Here is a 16,852-nt window from a genome sequence, read left to right as displayed (position 1 = left end):
GTTCGGGGAGCAGGTCTTTTGGCATCCGAAATCGAGAAATTGACGGAGGACGAGGCGCGCGCGGCGCTGGCGGACCTTGCCCGGACACTGGCCGCAGCGAACAGCGCCTACCACGGCGCGGATGCGCCCGAGATGTCGGACGCGGAATATGACGCGCTCAGGCAGCGCAATGCGCAGATCGAAGCGCGTTTTCCCCATCTGAAACGCGATGACAGCCCCACCGACCTGGTCGGCGCCGCCCCGGCGGAGGGGTTTTCCAAAGTCACCCACGCCGTGTCGATGCTGTCACTGTCCAACGTCTTTGACGCCGAAGAGGTGACGGAATTCGACGCACGGGTGCGCAAGTATCTGGGGCTGAGTCAGACCGACAGCCTGCGCTACACCGCAGAGCCGAAAATCGACGGGCTTTCGCTGTCCCTGCGGTATGAGGGTGGCAAGCTGGTTCAGGCGGCAACGCGCGGCGACGGCGCGGTGGGAGAGAACGTGACCGCCAATGCCCGTACCGTCGGCGACATTCCCGTGACGCTCGACGGTGCGCCGGATCTTCTTGAGGTGCGCGGCGAAATCTACATGAGCCACGCGGATTTCGAGGCGCTGAACGAACGGCAGACCACCGCCGGGGCCAAGACCTTTGCCAACCCGCGCAACGCCGCGGCGGGATCGTTGCGGCAGCTCGACGCGCGCATCACCAAGGCGCGTCCGCTGCGGTTCTTCGCCTACGCCTGGGGCGCGTTGAGCGCACCGCTGGCCGACACGCAGATGGGTGCGATCGAGCGGTTGGAGAGCCTCGGCTTTGCCACCAATCCGCTGACCGGGCTTTGCGACGGACCGGCGGATATGCTGGCGCAATATGCCAAGATCGAAGCGCAGCGCGCGACGCTGGGCTACGACATCGACGGGGTGGTGTACAAGGTCGACGATCTCGCACTGCAGGACCGGTTGGGATATCGTTCGACCACACCCCGCTGGGCCACCGCCCACAAGTTTCCTGCCGAACTGGCCTGGACCCGGCTTGAGGCGATCGACATCCAGGTGGGCCGCACCGGCGCGCTGTCGCCGGTGGCGCGGCTGCACCCGGTCACGGTGGGCGGTGTCGTTGTGTCGAACGCGACGCTGCACAATGAGGATTACATCAAAGGTCTCGACAGCAAGGGCGGCGAGATCCGCGGCGGCAAGGACATTCGCGTCGGCGACTGGGTGCAGGTCTACCGCGCGGGCGATGTGATCCCGAAGGTGGCGGAGGTGGACCTGTCCAAACGCCCTGAGGACAGCGCCCCCTACGTTTTCCCCGACACCTGCCCGGAATGCGGGTCGGACGCGGTGCGCGAACCCGGCGACGCGGTGCGGCGCTGTACCGGCGGCCTGATCTGTCCGGCGCAGGCGGTGGAAAAGCTGAAACACTTCGTGTCCCGCGCCGCCTTCGACATCGAAGGGCTGGGGGCAAAGCAGGTCGAACAATTCTACCTGGACGGCTGGATCGCCGAGCCCGCCGACATCTTTACCCTGCAGGAGCGGTATGGCCAGGGGGTCAAACAGCTCAAAAACCGGGAGGGTTGGGGCGAGAAATCGGCCGGTAATCTGTTTCAGGCGATCGAAGACAAGCGCCACATCCCGTTTTCGAGGCTGCTGTTCTCATTGGGAATCCGCCATGTGGGCGAATCCGCCTCGAACCTGATCGCGCTGCATTACGGCAACTGGGCGGCGTTCGAGCGGGCGATGGACGCGGCCGCCGGCCAAAGCGGTGCGGACTGGGAAGATCTGATCGGCATCGACGGTGTCGGCACGGTGATGGCCGGATCCCTGGTCAACACCTTCGCGCAGGAGCGCGAGCGTGCCTCGATCGACCGGCTGGTGGCGCACCTGACGGTCAAGGAAGCCAAGCGCGCCGACACCACCGGCAGCCCCGTCGCGGGCAAGACGGTGGTGTTTACCGGCACGCTGGAAAAGATGACCCGCGCCGAGGCCAAGGCGCGCGCCGAGCGGCTGGGCGCAAAGGTGGCCGGGTCGGTCAGCGCCAAGACGGATATCCTGATCGCCGGTCCGGGTGCCGGTTCCAAGGCGAAGAAGGCGGCGGAACTGGGCATCGAAATCCTGGACGAGGACGGCTGGCTGACACTGATCGGCGCTTCATGAAGGGTCGGCCCGAGGCATTGTTTCCGCTCTTTGCGGGGCTGGAAACGCTGGAAGGTGTGGGGCCCAAGACCGCGCAGACCCTGGGCCAGCTGTCGGTCATCGCACCGCGGGATCTGCTGTTCACCTTGCCCTATTCCGGCATCGACCGCCGCCTGCGCAGCACGGTGCGTGACGCGGTGTTGCCTGCGGTCGTGACTGTGGCGGTCACGGTTGGCACACATCATGCACCGCGCAGCAAGGGCGGGGCCTATCGCATTCATGTGGAGGATGCGGAAACCAGCTTTCAACTGGTGTTCTTCCATGCGCGGGGCGACTACTGGAAACGCCAGCTGCCGCCGGGTGCGCGGAGGGTGGTGTCGGGCCGGGTCGAGCTGTTTGACGGCATTCCGCAGATGGTACACCCCGATTTCGCCGTGCCGGAAGAGGCGGCAGACGACATTCCAAGCTTTGAGCCGGTCTATCCGCTGACCGGGGGCATCACGCAGAAGCTGATGTACAAGGCAACCCGCGCCGCCCTGGACCGGACGCCGGAGCTGGCCGAATGGATCGACACCGGGCAGATGACGCGCGAAGGCTGGCCCGGCTTTCGAGCCGCGGCAGAAGCAGCCCACGCGCCGCTGTCCAGTGCCGACCTTGCCCCCACAGCGCCCGCGCGGGCGCGGCTGGCCTATGACGAGCTGTTCGCGCACCAGATCACCCTCGCGCTTGCCCGACAAAAGGAACGCCGGGTGAAGGGTCGTGTCACGAAAGGTGACGGGCATCTGCGGGACCGCGTGCTCGCCTCCTTGCCCTTTGCGCCGACCGGGGCGCAGACCCGTGCGGTGGCCCAGATTGCCGCCGACATGGCCAGCGTACAGCGGATGAACCGGCTGCTGCAGGGGGATGTGGGGGCGGGCAAGACGCTGGTGGCGTTTCTTGCGTTGCTCTGCGCGGTAGAGGCGGGCGGGCAGGGCGTGCTGATGGCCCCGACCGAGATCCTGGCCCGACAGCACCTGCAGGGGCTGCGTCCGCTGGCCGAAGAGGCCGGGGTGGTTCTTGAAATCCTGACCGGACGGGACAAGGGGGCGGAGCGGCAGGCCAAGCTGACCGCGCTGGAAAATGGCGCCATTCAGGTGCTGGTCGGGACACATGCGGTGTTTCAGGCCGATGTGACCTTTGCCGACCTGCGCCTGGCGGTGGTCGATGAACAGCACCGTTTCGGCGTGCGCCAGCGGCTTGAGCTGGGCCGCAAGGGCCAGCGGCCCGATGTTCTGGTGATGACCGCCACGCCGATCCCGCGGTCGCTGACGCTGGCGCAATATGGCGACATGGACGTGTCCGTTCTGGATGAAAAGCCGCCGGGCCGCCAGCCGATCAAGACCGCATTGATCAGCACCGACCGCATCGACCAGGTGGTGGACCGCCTGCGCGCGGCCATCGCGGAGGGACGCCAGTGCTACTGGGTCTGTCCGCTGGTCGAGGAAAGCGAAGTCAGCGATCTGATCGCCGCCGAAGAGCGGTTCAAACGTCTTCGGGCGGCCCTGGGCGAGGGGGTCGTGGGGCTGGTGCATGGCCAGATGCCTCCGGCGGAAAAGGACGCGGCGATGCGTGCCTTCCAGCAGGGAGAGACGCAGGTGCTGGTGGCCACCACGGTCATAGAGGTGGGCGTGGACGTACCTAACGCCACAATCATGGTGGTGGAGCGGGCCGAGATCTTTGGCCTGGCCCAGCTGCACCAGTTGCGCGGCAGGGTCGGGCGCGGGCAGGGGGCGTCGACCTGCCTTTTGATGTTCCAGAACCCGCTGAGCGAAACCGGACGCCAGCGGCTGGAAGTCCTGCGCGAGACGGAGGACGGCTTTGTCATCGCGGAAACCGACCTCAAGATGCGCGGCACCGGCGATCTGATCGGGACGGCACAATCCGGCGTGCCGAAATTCCGCGTGGCCGACCTGGAGCGGCAGGCGGGCCTGATGGCGGTGGCGCAGTCCGACGCGCGAAAGCTGCTTGCGGACGACCCGGCGCTGGAGAGCGAACGCGGTCGGGCCGCCCGCGTTCTGCTCTGGCTGATGCGGCAGGACGAAGCGATTCGTTTGATTTCAGTGGGTTAACTGAAAATCCCCATTTTTGTTCGCAAATGTTCTTAAAAAGTTCTTTACAGAGCGTTTATAAAATGAGAACAAAGGAGCAACAAAGACGGAGGCCAACATGACGATGCTCAAGACAGTCAAATCCATCGCGGCACGGTCCCAGGACACGCTGCTGCAGGATGCTCTGGGCGCTGCGGCGCTGGTCGTCATGCTGGTTGTGGGGTTGCACCTGCCGTCTTTCGTTTGATTTTTGCCTGCGCGCTCGCGCCGGACGTTCGTCGCATCCGTCCCAATTGATGCGGCTGGGGGTTCTGCCTGTCCTTCCAGCCTTGGGGTTTGCCACCCCGTCGAACGCAACCGGGTCCCACGGGAGCACCGCACCCTCTGCGCCGCCATCCTTTGGATGTGCGGCGCTTTTTTTCGCATGAAAGCAGCTCAGGCTTCGCCGATCCGTTCCGCGGTCACGGCGGTCTCCGCCGCTTCGGTCAGCGCCTCGATCGACAGCAGGATAGAGGCGTGGCGATTCTTGTAGGCGGTCGCAGGCGTCAGCACTTCGAACCCGTCAAAAGGGGCGTCCGGCACGGGACCGTCTTCTTTCAGCATTGCACGCAATTGATCGCGCGCCTTGATCAGTTGGGCTGTAGTCGCACCGAGTGCCGCCTTGCCGGTCACGGCGGCGGCGGCCTGTCCCAGGGCGCAGGCCTTCACGTCCTGTGCCATTTCGGCCACCTTGCCGTCCCTCATCACCACATCGACGGTGACGGTCGACCCGCACAGTGGCGAGCGGCGCTTGACCGTGGCCTCCGGCGTCTCCAGGCGGCCCAGATGCGGAATATCGGCAGCCAGCGCCAGAATCCGCGCGGAATAAAGTTTGATCAGGTCCGTTTCGTCCGACATGCTGTTCCCTTTGCCGCTCGACCCCTACATAAACACCCCAAGCCAAGATGCAAAAAATTTTACGCGAGGTCCCCATGTCCTTTAGTCCCGATGCGCTGACCTTCAACGACGCGGGGCTGATCCCCGCAATCGCCCAGGACGCCGAAACCGGCGAGGTCCTGATGATGGCCTGGATGAACGCCGACAGTATTCGTCAGACGCTGCAGACCGGGCGCGTGACCTATTGGAGCCGCTCGCGCGCGCAGTTCTGGGTCAAGGGAGAGACCAGCGGGCATCTGCAGGAGCTGGTCGAGTTGCGGTTCGATTGCGACTCCGACTGCCTGCTGGTGCTGGTGCGCCAGACCGGTCCGGCCTGTCACACCGGGCGCCGCAGTTGTTTTTACCGCGCTGTGCGGGACGGCGAAGTGGTCGAGATCGCACAACCCCTTTAGGAACGGCGCCTAAAGGCCGACCATAGAACGAATTTCCCCAGGTGTCTTGCCACCGGCCCGGAACAGGGAAATTGCCCGCGCGTCGTCCCGTTTGGCCAGCCTCTTGCCATTCTTGTCCCGGATCAGCCGGTGATGGTGATAGGCTGGCACGGGCAACCCCAGCAGCGCCAGCAACAGCACCTGTATCGCGGTGAAGTCGAACAGATCCTCTCCGCGCACCACATGGCTGATGTCCTGCGCCACGTCGTCCAGTGCCGAGGCAAGGAAATAGGCGATGATGCCGTCGTTCTTGCGGTATAGGACCACGTCTCCAATCGTCGACAACGCCTGCTCCGGCGCGATCCGGTGATACCCGGCGTGTTTCGGGCCGGTTTCGGAATAGCCGGGCAGATCGTCGCCAAAAATCGCCAGCGCGCGGTCCATGTGCAGGCGCAGCGCGTCGCCGGGCTGACGGCTTGCCATGTCGCGGTGCTTGCAGGTGCCGGGGTAGACATCAGGAACTGCGCCTTCCTGCGGGGCCGCGGCGGCGGCGCGGATGTCTTTTCGCGAACAGCCGCAGGGATACAGCAGATCAAGGTCCTGCAGCCGGGTCAGAGACGCCTCGTAGCTGTCCAGCTTGTCGGACTGGCGCAGCACAGGTTCGGTCCAGGTCAACCCCAGCCAAGCGAGATCCTCAAGGATCAGCGCCTCCCACTGTGGTTTGCTGCGTTGCAGATCGGTGTTTTCCATCCGTACCAGAAAATCGCCTCCGGCCTCGCGCGCCATGTCATGGGCGAGAATGGCGGAATAGGCATGGCCCAGGTGCAGCGGACCAGTGGGGGACGGGGCAAATCGGGTGCGAAATGTCACGTTTTTTCAAGTACATAGACGTTGGAGTTCACCCCGATTCCCGGCAGGTGTTCGCCGTGTTCGCGAAACAGGAGCCGCGCTGCGCCGCAGTCTGTCCAGTCCATCACGCGCGCTTCATGGACCGGATCCTGCAGGGCATGATCGTTGAACGAAAAAACGCAATGGCCCCCCTTGGGCAAGGCGTGCATCAGGTGATCCAGCACGCTGACCGGTGCGGCGCCGACACCGATCGCGCCGATGGCCGCGATTGCGGCGTAGTGTCCCTTGGCGACCGGCGGCGCGCCGGTTCCGTCGATCAGCACCAGGTCACGATAGATGTTCTTCTCGCGGGCCACGGCCAGCATTTCGCCGGAAAGGTCCATACCGTCGATCGTCGTGAAACCGGCAAGTTTCAGGGCCAGGCCGGACAATCCGGTGCCGCAGCCGAAATCGAGAATTGCGGCATCGGGATCCGGTGCGAACCGCTTGAGCGCCTCTGCGCAGCGGCCGGGCGTGGCATAGCCATTCTCGCCGATTTCCGCCTCATAGGTTGCCGCCCAGTCGTCGTACAATTGGCGCGTGTCAGCCGTGTCCCGGCCACCGTATGCCTTGTCGAGAAATGTCTTTGCCATGCACGGAGGTTAAGCCGGGACCGCCATGCTGTCCAGCCAGTCGCGCCAGTCGGCCTTGGCCCGGTCGGTATAGGCCTTGTAGCGGTCCTTGCGGCCGCGTCTGCCGCCCCGCAGTCCCTCTACCGGAGGGAACAGGCCGAAGTTCACGTTCATCGGCTGGAAGGTCTTGGCCTCGGCCCCGCCGGTGATATGGGTGATCAGGGCACCCATCGCGGTGGTGTCGGGCGGCGGTGGCAGGTCCTGGCCCAGGATCTCGGCAGATGCCATGCGCCCCGCCAGCAACCCCATCGCGGCGCTTTCCACGTAGCCTTCGACGCCGGTGATCTGTCCAGCAAAGCGCAGGTTCGGTTGAGCCCGCAACCGCATCCGGTCGTCCAGCAGCGTGGGCGAATTGATGAAGGAGTTGCGATGGATCCCGCCCAGGCGCGCGAAGCTGGCGTTCTCCAGTCCGGGTATCATTTTGAAAACAGAAGTTTGCGCGCCATACTTCATCTTGGTTTGAAAGCCCACGATGTTGTAGAGCGTGCCCAGCTTGTTGTCGCGGCGCAGCTGCACAACGGCATGGGCCTTGACCTCGGGCTGGTGGGGATTGGTCAGGCCCACGGGCTTCATCGGGCCGTGGCGCAGAGTTTCCCGACCGCGTTCGGCCATCACCTCGATCGGCAGGCAGCCGTCGAAATAGCCTGCCGTCTCGCCCTCGCGGAACTCGGTCTTTTCGGCGGCCAGCAGCGCGTCAATGAACGCCTCGTACTGGTCGCGATCCATCGGGCAGTTCAGATAGGCGGTGCGCTCTTCCTCGGTCTCGCCCTTGTCATAGCGCGACTGCATCCAGGCCTTGCTCATGTCGATGCTGTCGAAATAGACGATCGGCGCGATGGCGTCGAAGAACGCCAGCGCCTCAGCGCCGGTACGGCTGGCTATCGCTTCGGCCAGCTTGCCCGAGGTCAGCGGCCCGGTCGCAATGATCCAGTGTCCTTCGGCGGGCAGGTCCGTGATCTCGCCGTATTCGACGGTCACGCGCGGATGCGCCAACAGCGCCTCGGTGACGGATTGGGCAAAGGGCTCGCGGTCCACCGCAAGCGCGCCGCCCGCCGGTAGTTTGTGCTTGTCGGCGCAGGCCATGATAAGGCCGTTCGCGGCGCGCATTTCCCAGTGCAACAGACCCACGGCGTTCTGTTCGTCGTCGTCGGAGCGGAAAGAGTTGGAGCAGACCATCTCGCCGAGCATCCCGGTCTGATGCGCAAATGTGCCGACTTCGGGCCGCATTTCATGCAGGACCACGTCGATGCCCGAATTGGCGGCCTGCCAGGCGGCTTCGGATCCTGCCATGCCGCCACCCACGATGTGAAGTGTTTGTGTCATGGCAGCGATGTAGGCCAGGCGAGCCCCGCGCGCAATGGGCAGCGGTACAGGCGGATGTCGGGAAATTCAGATGATTTGGGGTCGCCGCTGCGGGAATGGTCGGTCAGTGAGAGGCTGACCTGGAGGGACCTTCCGCCGGCGGCGACCCAAATATCCTGCACCCTCAGGTGCTGTCTGATTTATGCCCCAATTCGGCCAGAATTGAAAGTAGAAATACGATCAACAATTGAAGCTGCATCTGGAAACAGTTTCGACAGGGCGAAAAAGTGACCAAGGCAGGGCCGGCGGCAGACCGCGTGGCCGCGCCACGGAGGCTGCCACGCGGCACCGATGCGGATCATTTCGTCGGTCTTGTCCAGCGCGGCAAGGTCCTGCAGAAACGGTCACTGTTTCCAGTCGGGGGGGCGTTTGGTCAGAAAGGCGTCGATCCCCTCGGCGGTGTCGTCGCGCAGCATGTTCTGTACCATGACGTCGCCTGTGTAGGCATAGGCGTCGGCCAGGGGCATCTGAAGCTGAGCATAGAAGGCCTGTTTGCCGATCCTGACGGCGGCGCCCAGCTTGCCCGCGATCTGTTCGGCCAGCGCGGCGGTTTCCCCCGCCAGCGAATCTCCGGCAACCACGCGGTTCACCAGGCCGAGGTCGCGGGCACGGGCGGCGTCGATGAAATCGCCCGTCGTCAGCATCTCGAATGCCTGCTTGCGGGGGATGTTGCGGCTGAGTGCGACCATGGGGGTCGAGCAGAACAGCCCGATGTTGACGCCGTTGACGCCAAAACGGGTGTCTTCGGCGGCGACGGCCAGATCGCAGGTGGCGACCAGCTGGCAGCCCGCGGCGGTGGCGATGCCGTGGACCTGCGCGATCACCGGCTGTGGCATGGCCTGGATCTGGGTCATCACCCTGCTGCACCGGTCGAACAGATCCTTGAAGGCGGCGGCGCCCCCATCTTCGGCCTGGCGCATGGCGGTCATCTGGCGCAGGTCGTGGCCCGCGCAGAACGCCTTGCCGCTGCCCGCCAGGGTGATCACCCTGATGTCCGGGTCGCCCGCGCAGCCCTCCAGCGTTTCGGTCAGCGCCGCCAGCATCTCGTCCGACAGCGCGTTCAACCGCTCGGGTGCGTTCATCGTCAGGTTCATCACCGCGCCGTGACGCTGGGTTTCGAGAATTGCCATCTTGCCCTCCGGTCTCAATCGCTACAACTTTGCCCTGCACTGCAAGAGAGGACAAGCATGCCCGTTGTCATGACCGCCGAAGATCTGAGCCGATTCATGAAAGAGGTCTTTGCGCAGGTCGCCGACGACTTTGCCATCGACGAGGTGGGCGAGGGCAGCTTGACCATGCGGTTGCTGACACAGGACCGGCACCTGCGACCGGGCGGCACGATCTCGGGGCCGTCGATGTTCGCGCTGGCGGATGTGTCCGCCTACCTTGCCACGCTGGCGATGATCGGGCCGCAGGCGTTGGCAGTGACCACGAATTGCTCCATCGACTTCATGCGCAAGCCGCAGGCGGGGGTGGATCTGATCGCGAATGCACGCCTGCTGAAGCTGGGCAAGCTGTTGTCGGTAACGGATGTGATGCTGCATTCGGTGGGCATGGATGCGCCTGTCGCGCGTGCCACGCTGACCTATGCCATCCCGCCACGCAAGGACGTCTAGGGCCGGTCAACCTGGTCTTCTGAAACGAAAAATGGGCCGGATCGCTCCGGCCCAGTGAAGAGGTCTGGCTGGCCCCACAGGGACGTCAGGCCCGCCAGAACACGCGGGAAGCCTCGATCTCGGCTTGCCCGGGTGTCAGTCCCACGTCGCTCAGCTGCCAGGGCTCCAGCCGCGAGAGGGCGAGCCGGGTACGGCGGCGCGTGGCCCATTTCGTGACGCAGACAGCGAAGGCCACCGCCAGCTGTGCCGTGATCGGCGTGCCGGGCTGCGCGAGGATGCTCAACGCGTCGGATGTCAGCGGTCTTGTCTGTGTCATGGGAAACTCCTTCCAGATAATTGTATTGACACAATGTATGCATTTGCTACAGTATTTTGGTACAAGAAGCGGAAACTGGGCGCTAGGGAAATATTGTAATGGATACAATTTGGACGGCAGATGCTCTTTCCGCGACAGGTCCGAAGTACAAAGCGGTTGTAACAATGATCCGCAGCCGCATCGCGACAAAGGCGTTGCAGGTTGATGACAAATTGCCCCCGGTCCGCGATCTTGCGTGGAAACTGGGAATTACCCCCGGCACGGTGGCCCGCGCGTACAACATACTGACCGACGACGGGACCCTGCGCGCCGAGGTGGGGCGCGGCACCTTCGTGGCGGCGCCCAAAGAGGTCGGGCAGCCCCTGAACCTGATCGAAATCGACCCGGTGCCGCACAACACCGGCGGCGATATGACCGAGGTCAATCTGTACTCCCCGCATCTGCCGAACGGCGGGCAGGCGGAGCTGATCCGCCGGTTGTTGATCGAGGTGGCGCAGGACCCGCCATCGGGTGTGATGCACTATCCGTCGCGGCGCAGCGCGCTTGCGGCGCGCGAGGCCATGGTGGACTGGCTGCAGGGCACGCCCATCGGTCCGGTGGACGAAAAGGACATCGTGCTGAGCCTGGGCGGCCAGAACGCCATCATGCTGATGTTCCAGACGGTTTTGCAGGGCCGCCGTCCCACGGTGTTTGTCGAGACGTTGTGCTATCCCGGCTTCCGCCGCGCGGCCGAGGCGTTGCGCGCGGATGTCGTCGCCATCGAAATGGATGCGCAGGGCATTGTGCCCGCGGCCCTGGCCGCCGCCGCCGAACGTCACCCTGAGGCACAGGTGCTGTGCACCTCGCCCGAGGTCCACAGCCCGACCTGCGGGTTCACCCCCATGGAGCGGCGGGCCGAGATCGTGGCGGTGGCGCGGCAGTACGATCTGCAGATTCTTGAGGACGACTGCTACCGGATGGGCCGGGCCGAGGGCGAAGGCTATCGCCAGCTTGCGCCGGAGCGGGGCTGGTACGTGTCTTCGCTGTCGAAATCCATCACGCCCGCGTTGCGCATCGGGTGTGTCATTCCGCCCAAGGGGCTGGCGGGCGCGCTTCACCGCACGTCCGAGCACAGCTTTTTCGGGCTGGCGACGCCGATGATCGACCTGACCGCCAAACTGCTGCGCCACCCGGAGCTGCCCGCCATCATGGACGCCTCGCGCGAGGGGGTGGAACGCTACGTCAAGGTGGCGGTCAACATGCTGGGCGGCTTCGATCTGCACTGGCGGCGCGATGTGCCCTTTGTCTGGCTGAACCTGCCGCAGGGGTGGCGGGCCAGCGCGTTCTGCCAGGCCGCCGAAAAGGTCGGCGTGCAGGTCCGCGCGGCGGAGGAATTCGCGGCACGCGATGCCAATGCCCCCCATGCCCTGCGCATGGCCATCAATGCCGCCGTGTCGCTCAGGAGCTTCGAGGCGGCGATGGAGCGGCTGCGGGATCTGCTGGAACATCCGCCCGAACAGATCAACGTCTGAGCGCGCCGCGGCGCGCGATATGTCTTGGCAGAGGAGGCACCGCTGGCTAGGCTCTTTTCATTCAGCCAAAGGAATTTGCCATGCGCCCCACCATTTTTGCTCTTGCCGCCGCTTTGGCGGCGTTCTGTGCCCCGCTGTACGCGCAGGAAGCCGCCGTTTTCACCCAGGCCGAGATCGACGCCGCGCCCGCCTGCGGCAAGGGACGCGGGATCGAGGAGGGGACCGTCCAGCTTTGCAGCTGCAAGGCCACGACCTTCAAGAGGTTCGTCTGGGGCAGCGGTCCCTATTCGGGCCATTCCGATGTCTGCACCGCTGCGCGTCACGCCGGGGTGATCGACGAAGATGGTGGCGTTCTGGCGGTGATGGGCCGCGCCGGGCAAACCTCCTATACGGCGTCGGACGCCAATGGCATTTCGTCCAAACGCTGGGGCCTCTATCAATCCAGCTTTGACGTGATGCTGGCGCAGATCGCGGGCCAGACGGCATCTGAACCCTCTGGCGGGCCGGTGTTGGCCTGCAGCGGCTTTTCGGCGGATTTGGCACCCTACACCTGTTCCTGCCCCGAGGGCAGCGACAGCGGCGGGTCGGTCTGGGGCAGCGGCCCCTACACCGGCGACAGCGATGTCTGCCGCGCGGCGGTGCATGCGGGGGCGATCCCGGCGGCGGGCGGTCAGGTCCGGGTCACTGCGGCACCGGGCCGGGACGCCTACGAAGGGACCAGCCAGAACGGTGTGACCACCAGCCGCTGGGGCTCTTACGGGCAAAGTTTCGAGGTGGCGGCGGCGGCGGCCACTGTGACCACGTTGCAGGGCACCTGCGAGACCATGCCCGCGGATACCGACAGTCTGGTTTGCGTCTGCCCGGAAAACGCGCCGATCAGCAAATCGGTCTGGGGCAGCGGGCCCTATACCGCCGACAGCGACATCTGCACCGCGGCGCGCCACGCGGGCGTAGTCGGGGATGAGGGCGGCAGTGTCACCGCGATCCGGCTGAGGGGACTGGACAGCTATGCAGGCTCCGCCGCCAACGGGATCACCACATCGAAATGGGGCAGCTTCGAAGGGTCGATCACCTTCGACCGGAACTGACCCCACACCGGCGGTGGCCGTTTGGGTTTGCCGCCGGGTGCCGGGTCTGGCACAAACCCCGAAAAGACCCGACTTGGTGACACGATGACTCCGATCCTGCGCTCGACACTCTGGGTGGCCTTCTTTGGCCTGGTGCTCGCGGCATGGGCGATGATGTACATCATGGCGATGGACATGGACCTCGACCTGCTGGGCCGTCCCGGCGAGATGGGCGAGATGATGCGCCGCATGGACCCGCGCATGGACATGTACATGCCGATGGCGACTTTCGGCCCGCTGTTCGTGATGTGGGGGGCGATGATGGCGGCGATGATGCTGCCCACCATGGTTCCCACCCTGCGCAGCTACGAGGATCTGATGGTCAGCGCCGACGGCACGCGGGCGGGATGGATCGGCGTGTTGCTGGGCTATTTCGCGGTCTGGCTGGTCTTTGCCGCCGCTATCGCCGCGCTGCAGCTGGCACTGCTGTTCGGCGGGGTCATCGATATGCTGGGCATCGCCCGGTCGCGCTGGTTCGCGGCGGCGCTGCTTCTGGCTGTCGGCTTGTTCCAGTTCACCCGGACCAAGGAGATCTGCCACGGTGTCTGTCATTCCCCGATGATGTATTTCCTGGGCCAGTGGCGGACGGGCTTTGCGGGCGGGCTGCGCATGGGGCTGGGGCTGGGGGCGTTCTGCGCCGGATGCTGCTGGGGTTTCATGCTGCTGGGTTTTGCGGGCGGTGTGATGAACCTGGCATGGATGGGGTTGGCAACGCTGTTCATGGTGCTGGAAAAGCTGCCCCAGATCGGACATCGTGTGACGAAACCCCTGGGGTTTGCCCTGATCTGCGGCGCTGGTGCCGTGGCGGGCTGGCCTCTGATTACGACAACACTTCACGGAGGATAGGATGGCCCTCACCAGAAAACCGGAGGCGGACCGCCTGCCGATCTCGCAGCGCATCGACAGCCGAATGCCCAATCCGGGGCGGCGCAAGATGTCGCCGACCGACTGGGCGATCAAGGGAGAGCTGTTTCTCAACTGCTCCTGCACGGTGTTCTGTCCCTGCGTGGTCAGCCTGGGGGCGCACCCCCCGACCGAGGGGCATTGCCACGCCTGGATGGCCATTGCCATCGACGAAGGCCACTACGAGGGCGAGGATCTGTCGGGGCTGAACGTGGGCCTGCTGGTCGATATTCCGGGCCGCATGGGCGAGGGCAACTGGAAGGTCGCGGCCTATGTGGACGAACGCGCCAGCGGCAAGGCGTACAACGGCATCCTGCAGATCTTTTCGGGCCAGGCGGGCGGCACCACGGGGCTGTTCACCATGCTGGTGTCCGAGATCATCGGGGCGGAACGCGCGCCGGTTCAGATCACCCGCGACGGCAACCGCCGCGCGATCCAGATCGGCCGCAAGATCCAGGGCGAGATCGAGACGCTGGCGGGTAAGGATCCGGAGCACCCGGTGATGATTTCCAACTCCAAATACTGGATGGGCCCGGACATCATCGCGGCGAAGGGGCTGCGCAGCAAGGTCCGCGATTATGGCCGGGTCTGGGATTTCGACGGCATGTCGGCAGAGATCTGTCCGATAGACTGGAAAGGCCCCAAACCGTGATCGACACAGGCTATGTACAGATGATGGCGCGTTATAACGCCTGGCAGAACCGGCAGATCATGGACATTGTCAAAGACATGGACGATGCGGCGCTCGACCATGATCACGGGGCCTTCTTCAGCAGCATCCGCGGCACGCTGAACCACCTGCTGTGGGGGGATACCATGTGGTTGAGCCGTTTCTGCGACGACATTCCGGCGCCAAAGACCGGGGCGGATCAATCCACCACGTTTACCGAGACCACAGGCGACTGGGAGGCGGCGCGGTTCCGCATGGACGGTCGCATCCGCATCTGGTCTGAGACTTTGTCGAACATTGACCTTATGGGCGCGTTCACCTGGTATTCGGGCATCAAGAAAGCGCATGTGACCTCGAACAAGGCGCTCTGCGTGGTGCATATGTTCAATCACCAGACCCATCACCGGGGGCAGGTCCATGCCATGCTGACGGCGGGCGGGCAGGCGGCCCCGGTCAGCGACCTGGGCTTCATGCCGGAAGATGCATGAACAGATTGCATACAATCCCTTGCGCTCTGACGCGGCGGATGAGATGCAAGAGGCAATCACCCGCCCCGGTCCCAGGCTGCGGCGGATCCGAAACAGCGAAACTTTGGGCTTTACGCCGCGGTTTCTGAAATGACCGCCGCCGGAGGGATCTGGCCGCAACAGGGCGAAGCGCCCGGGAAGGAAGAGATATGTTCAACGCACTCATTGTGAACAAGGACGACGAGGGCAAGACCTCTGCCGCGGTAGAGCAGATCGGCATTGACGATCTGCCCGAGGGTGATGTGACGGTTGCGGTGGAATATTCCACGGTCAATTACAAGGACGGCCTGTGCGTCGGACCGGGCGGCGGGCTGGTGCGGAATTATCCGCATGTACCGGGGATCGACTTTGCCGGCACGGTCGAGGCGTCGGACGACGACCGCTACAAACCCGGCGACAAGGTCGTGCTGACCGGCTGGCGCGTGGGCGAGGCGCATTGGGGCGGCTATGCGCAAAAGGCGCGGGTCAAGGCCGATTGGCTGGTACCACTGCCCGAGGGGCTGGACACCCGCCAGGCAATGGCCGTGGGCACCGCCGGGTTCACCGCGATGCTGGCGGTCATGGCGCTGGAGGATCACGGGATCAAGAAAGGCCCCGTGCTCGTCACCGGTGCGGCGGGCGGCGTCGGGTCGGTTGCGACGGCGATCCTGGCCAATCTCGGCCATGAGGTGGCAGGCGTTACCGGACGCCCCGAGACGGAGGACTACCTGAAAAGCCTCGGCGCCAGCCGGATCGTCCCGCGCGAAGAGATCAACGAGACAACCAAGCGGCCGCTTGAAGGCGAAACATGGGGCGGCTGCGTGGACGCCGTGGGCGGTGCCATGCTGGCGCGCGTGCTGGGTCAGATGGAATACGGCGCCTCGGTTGCCGCCGTCGGGCTGGCGGGTGGTGCCGCCTTGCCCGCCACGGTGATTCCCTTCCTGCTGCGGGGAGTGAACCTGTTGGGCATCGACAGCGTGATGCAGCCCTATGACAATCGCCTCCGCGCCTGGCAGCGCATCGCCAAGGACCTGCCGATGGACAAGCTGGAGGCAATGGTACAGCCCGCGACGCTGGACGATCTGCCGAAACTGGGCGCGGATATCCTCAACGGGCAGGTCAAGGGCCGCGTCGTCGTGGACGTCAACGCCTGAGCCATGCCAAGGACCGGCCATGCCCGTTGCGGCGTACCGGCACCCCGCAACGGGTGCCGGAGCTGTTGGTCGGGCGTGGTGTCAGTGAGGGCCGGCGGGCACCAACCGCTGCCCCCTTTGGGGATACCGCCCTGGTCGCGGTGACAAGACCGTGATGGCGCGTGCCGTATCCGTGCCGAAAGACGCGCTGTTGCAGCGGTATGTCGGGCAGGGGGCAACCTACACCGATGCCTTTGAGGTGATGTCGCCCTTCGAGGTCGATCTGCACGCATTCATCACGGCATTCTACACCACATGGCTGTTCCGGCTGGAGCGGTTGGTGCTGTCGGTCGCCCTGCGCCGCCGGATCACGGACCGCGAGGTTGCCGCACTGGCCGAGGGCGCCGACAGTTTTGCCGCCTGGCGGGTCGAGGATCGGGGCGAGGGGCAGATACTGTTGCGCGCCGGGGCGACGCGGTCGTGGCTCGCCGTGTCGCCCAAGGAGGGCGGAGCGACCCGGCTGACCTTCGGCTCCGCTGTCGTGGCGCGGGATGACAGGCCGCTCGGGGCCATCACGCGGGTGCTCACGCCGCTGCACCGCTTCTATTCCCGGGCGCTGCTGCGGTTGGCGGAGCGGCGCTTGCGCTTGCCCTGAGCACTGGCCTATCAATCAGGCAATTCA

At 65.0% G+C, this 16,852-nt stretch carries 18 protein-coding genes; 12 read left to right on the top strand and 6 right to left on the bottom strand.

Going from position 1 to position 16,852, the window contains the following annotated elements; all coding sequences use genetic code 11:
* The first annotated feature begins 18 nt into the window (after positions 1 to 18).
* The 3 genes from ligA (at position 19) to FIU94_RS21130 (ending at position 4,446) form a co-directional block, all read left to right on the top strand.
* Positions 19 to 2,133 (top strand): NAD-dependent DNA ligase LigA, encoded by a 2,115-nt coding sequence (ligA, locus tag FIU94_RS14475; RefSeq protein WP_152466454.1) that lies wholly within the window; start codon positions 19 to 21, stop codon positions 2,131 to 2,133.
* The gene (recG, locus tag FIU94_RS14470) at positions 2,130 to 4,220 is read left to right on the top strand and encodes an ATP-dependent DNA helicase RecG (protein ID WP_152466453.1); all 2,091 of its coding nucleotides are present in this window, start codon (positions 2,130 to 2,132) and stop codon (positions 4,218 to 4,220) included. The genes ligA and recG overlap by 4 nt, the downstream gene beginning before the upstream one ends.
* Positions 4,221 to 4,317: 97 nt before the next feature.
* Positions 4,318 to 4,446: a hypothetical protein gene (locus tag FIU94_RS21130; protein ID WP_302848724.1), complete on the top strand. Its 129-nt coding sequence runs from the start codon at positions 4,318 to 4,320 to the stop codon at positions 4,444 to 4,446.
* A 188-nt stretch (positions 4,447 to 4,634) separates the two neighbouring features.
* Here the strand turns inward: FIU94_RS21130 and FIU94_RS14465 are convergent, their stop codons facing one another.
* Entirely contained in the window at positions 4,635 to 5,096 is a 462-nt protein-coding gene (locus tag FIU94_RS14465) for an iron-sulfur cluster assembly scaffold protein (RefSeq protein WP_152466452.1), read from the bottom strand.
* A gap of 74 nt (positions 5,097 to 5,170) precedes the next feature.
* Here FIU94_RS14465 and hisI point away from each other — a divergent pair, with 74 nt between their 5' ends.
* Positions 5,171 to 5,527, top strand: a complete 357-nt coding sequence (gene hisI, locus FIU94_RS14460; protein WP_152466451.1) for a phosphoribosyl-AMP cyclohydrolase — start codon at positions 5,171 to 5,173, stop codon at positions 5,525 to 5,527.
* Positions 5,528 to 5,536: 9 nt separating this feature from the next.
* Here hisI and gluQRS read toward each other — a convergent pair whose 3' ends face one another.
* The 4 genes from gluQRS to FIU94_RS14440 all read right to left on the bottom strand — a co-directional run bounded on the left by gluQRS (position 5,537) and on the right by FIU94_RS14440 (position 9,518).
* Positions 5,537 to 6,376 (bottom strand): tRNA glutamyl-Q(34) synthetase GluQRS, encoded by an 840-nt coding sequence (gene gluQRS / locus FIU94_RS14455; protein ID WP_152466450.1) that lies wholly within the window; start codon positions 6,374 to 6,376, stop codon positions 5,537 to 5,539.
* Positions 6,373 to 6,987 (bottom strand): class I SAM-dependent methyltransferase, encoded by a 615-nt coding sequence (locus FIU94_RS14450; RefSeq protein ID WP_152466449.1) that lies wholly within the window; start codon positions 6,985 to 6,987, stop codon positions 6,373 to 6,375. The genes gluQRS and FIU94_RS14450 overlap by 4 nt, the downstream gene beginning before the upstream one ends.
* Before the next feature lie 9 nt (positions 6,988 to 6,996).
* On the bottom strand, positions 6,997 to 8,349 hold the full coding sequence (gene trmFO / locus FIU94_RS14445; protein ID WP_152466448.1) for a methylenetetrahydrofolate--tRNA-(uracil(54)-C(5))-methyltransferase (FADH(2)-oxidizing) TrmFO: 1,353 nt from the start codon (positions 8,347 to 8,349) through the stop codon (positions 6,997 to 6,999).
* A gap of 383 nt (positions 8,350 to 8,732) precedes the next feature.
* On the bottom strand, positions 8,733 to 9,518 hold the full coding sequence (locus FIU94_RS14440) for an enoyl-CoA hydratase (protein WP_152466447.1): 786 nt from the start codon (positions 9,516 to 9,518) through the stop codon (positions 8,733 to 8,735).
* A gap of 57 nt (positions 9,519 to 9,575) precedes the next feature.
* Here FIU94_RS14440 and FIU94_RS14435 point away from each other — a divergent pair, with 57 nt between their 5' ends.
* Positions 9,576 to 10,004, top strand: a complete 429-nt coding sequence (locus FIU94_RS14435) for a PaaI family thioesterase (protein WP_152466446.1) — start codon at positions 9,576 to 9,578, stop codon at positions 10,002 to 10,004.
* 85 nt (positions 10,005 to 10,089) lie between these two features.
* Here the strand turns inward: FIU94_RS14435 and FIU94_RS14430 are convergent, their stop codons facing one another.
* Complete coding sequence (locus FIU94_RS14430) at positions 10,090 to 10,320, bottom strand: DUF1127 domain-containing protein (RefSeq protein ID WP_152466445.1); 231 nt, start codon at positions 10,318 to 10,320, stop codon at positions 10,090 to 10,092.
* A gap of 98 nt (positions 10,321 to 10,418) precedes the next feature.
* On the opposite strand from FIU94_RS14430, the gene FIU94_RS14425 reads away from it, so the two are divergent.
* From FIU94_RS14425 to FIU94_RS14395, 7 genes are all read left to right on the top strand, one after another.
* A complete protein-coding gene (locus tag FIU94_RS14425) occupies positions 10,419 to 11,831 on the top strand; it encodes a PLP-dependent aminotransferase family protein (RefSeq protein WP_152466444.1) in 1,413 nt (470 codons plus the stop codon).
* Between the two features lie 80 nt (positions 11,832 to 11,911).
* The gene (locus FIU94_RS14420) at positions 11,912 to 12,919 is read left to right on the top strand and encodes an LCCL domain-containing protein (RefSeq protein ID WP_152466443.1); all 1,008 of its coding nucleotides are present in this window, start codon (positions 11,912 to 11,914) and stop codon (positions 12,917 to 12,919) included.
* 84 nt (positions 12,920 to 13,003) lie between these two features.
* A complete protein-coding gene (locus FIU94_RS14415; protein ID WP_152466442.1) occupies positions 13,004 to 13,804 on the top strand; it encodes a DUF2182 domain-containing protein in 801 nt (266 codons plus the stop codon).
* Between the two features lies 1 nt (position 13,805).
* Complete coding sequence (locus tag FIU94_RS14410; protein WP_152466441.1) at positions 13,806 to 14,513, top strand: DUF1326 domain-containing protein; 708 nt, start codon at positions 13,806 to 13,808, stop codon at positions 14,511 to 14,513.
* Positions 14,510 to 15,019 carry a DinB family protein gene (locus FIU94_RS14405; RefSeq protein ID WP_254702550.1) on the top strand — a complete coding sequence of 170 codons (510 nt, stop codon included), beginning with the start codon at positions 14,510 to 14,512 and terminating at the stop codon, positions 15,017 to 15,019. Before FIU94_RS14410 ends, FIU94_RS14405 begins: the two co-directional genes overlap by 4 nt.
* A 188-nt stretch (positions 15,020 to 15,207) precedes the next feature.
* Positions 15,208 to 16,191 carry an acryloyl-CoA reductase gene (acuI, locus tag FIU94_RS14400; RefSeq protein ID WP_152466440.1) on the top strand — a complete coding sequence of 328 codons (984 nt, stop codon included), beginning with the start codon at positions 15,208 to 15,210 and terminating at the stop codon, positions 16,189 to 16,191.
* A gap of 154 nt (positions 16,192 to 16,345) precedes the next feature.
* Positions 16,346 to 16,825, top strand: a complete 480-nt coding sequence (locus FIU94_RS14395; RefSeq protein ID WP_152466439.1) for a hypothetical protein — start codon at positions 16,346 to 16,348, stop codon at positions 16,823 to 16,825.
* The last annotated feature ends 27 nt before the right edge of the window (positions 16,826 to 16,852 follow it).

This window comes from Sulfitobacter sp. THAF37 (assembly GCF_009363555.1).
In the GTDB taxonomy this organism is placed as follows: Bacteria; Pseudomonadota; Alphaproteobacteria; order Rhodobacterales; family Rhodobacteraceae; genus Sulfitobacter.
Note: the sequence above shows the minus strand (reverse complement) of the source record. Positions and strands in the feature narration are given on the sequence as shown.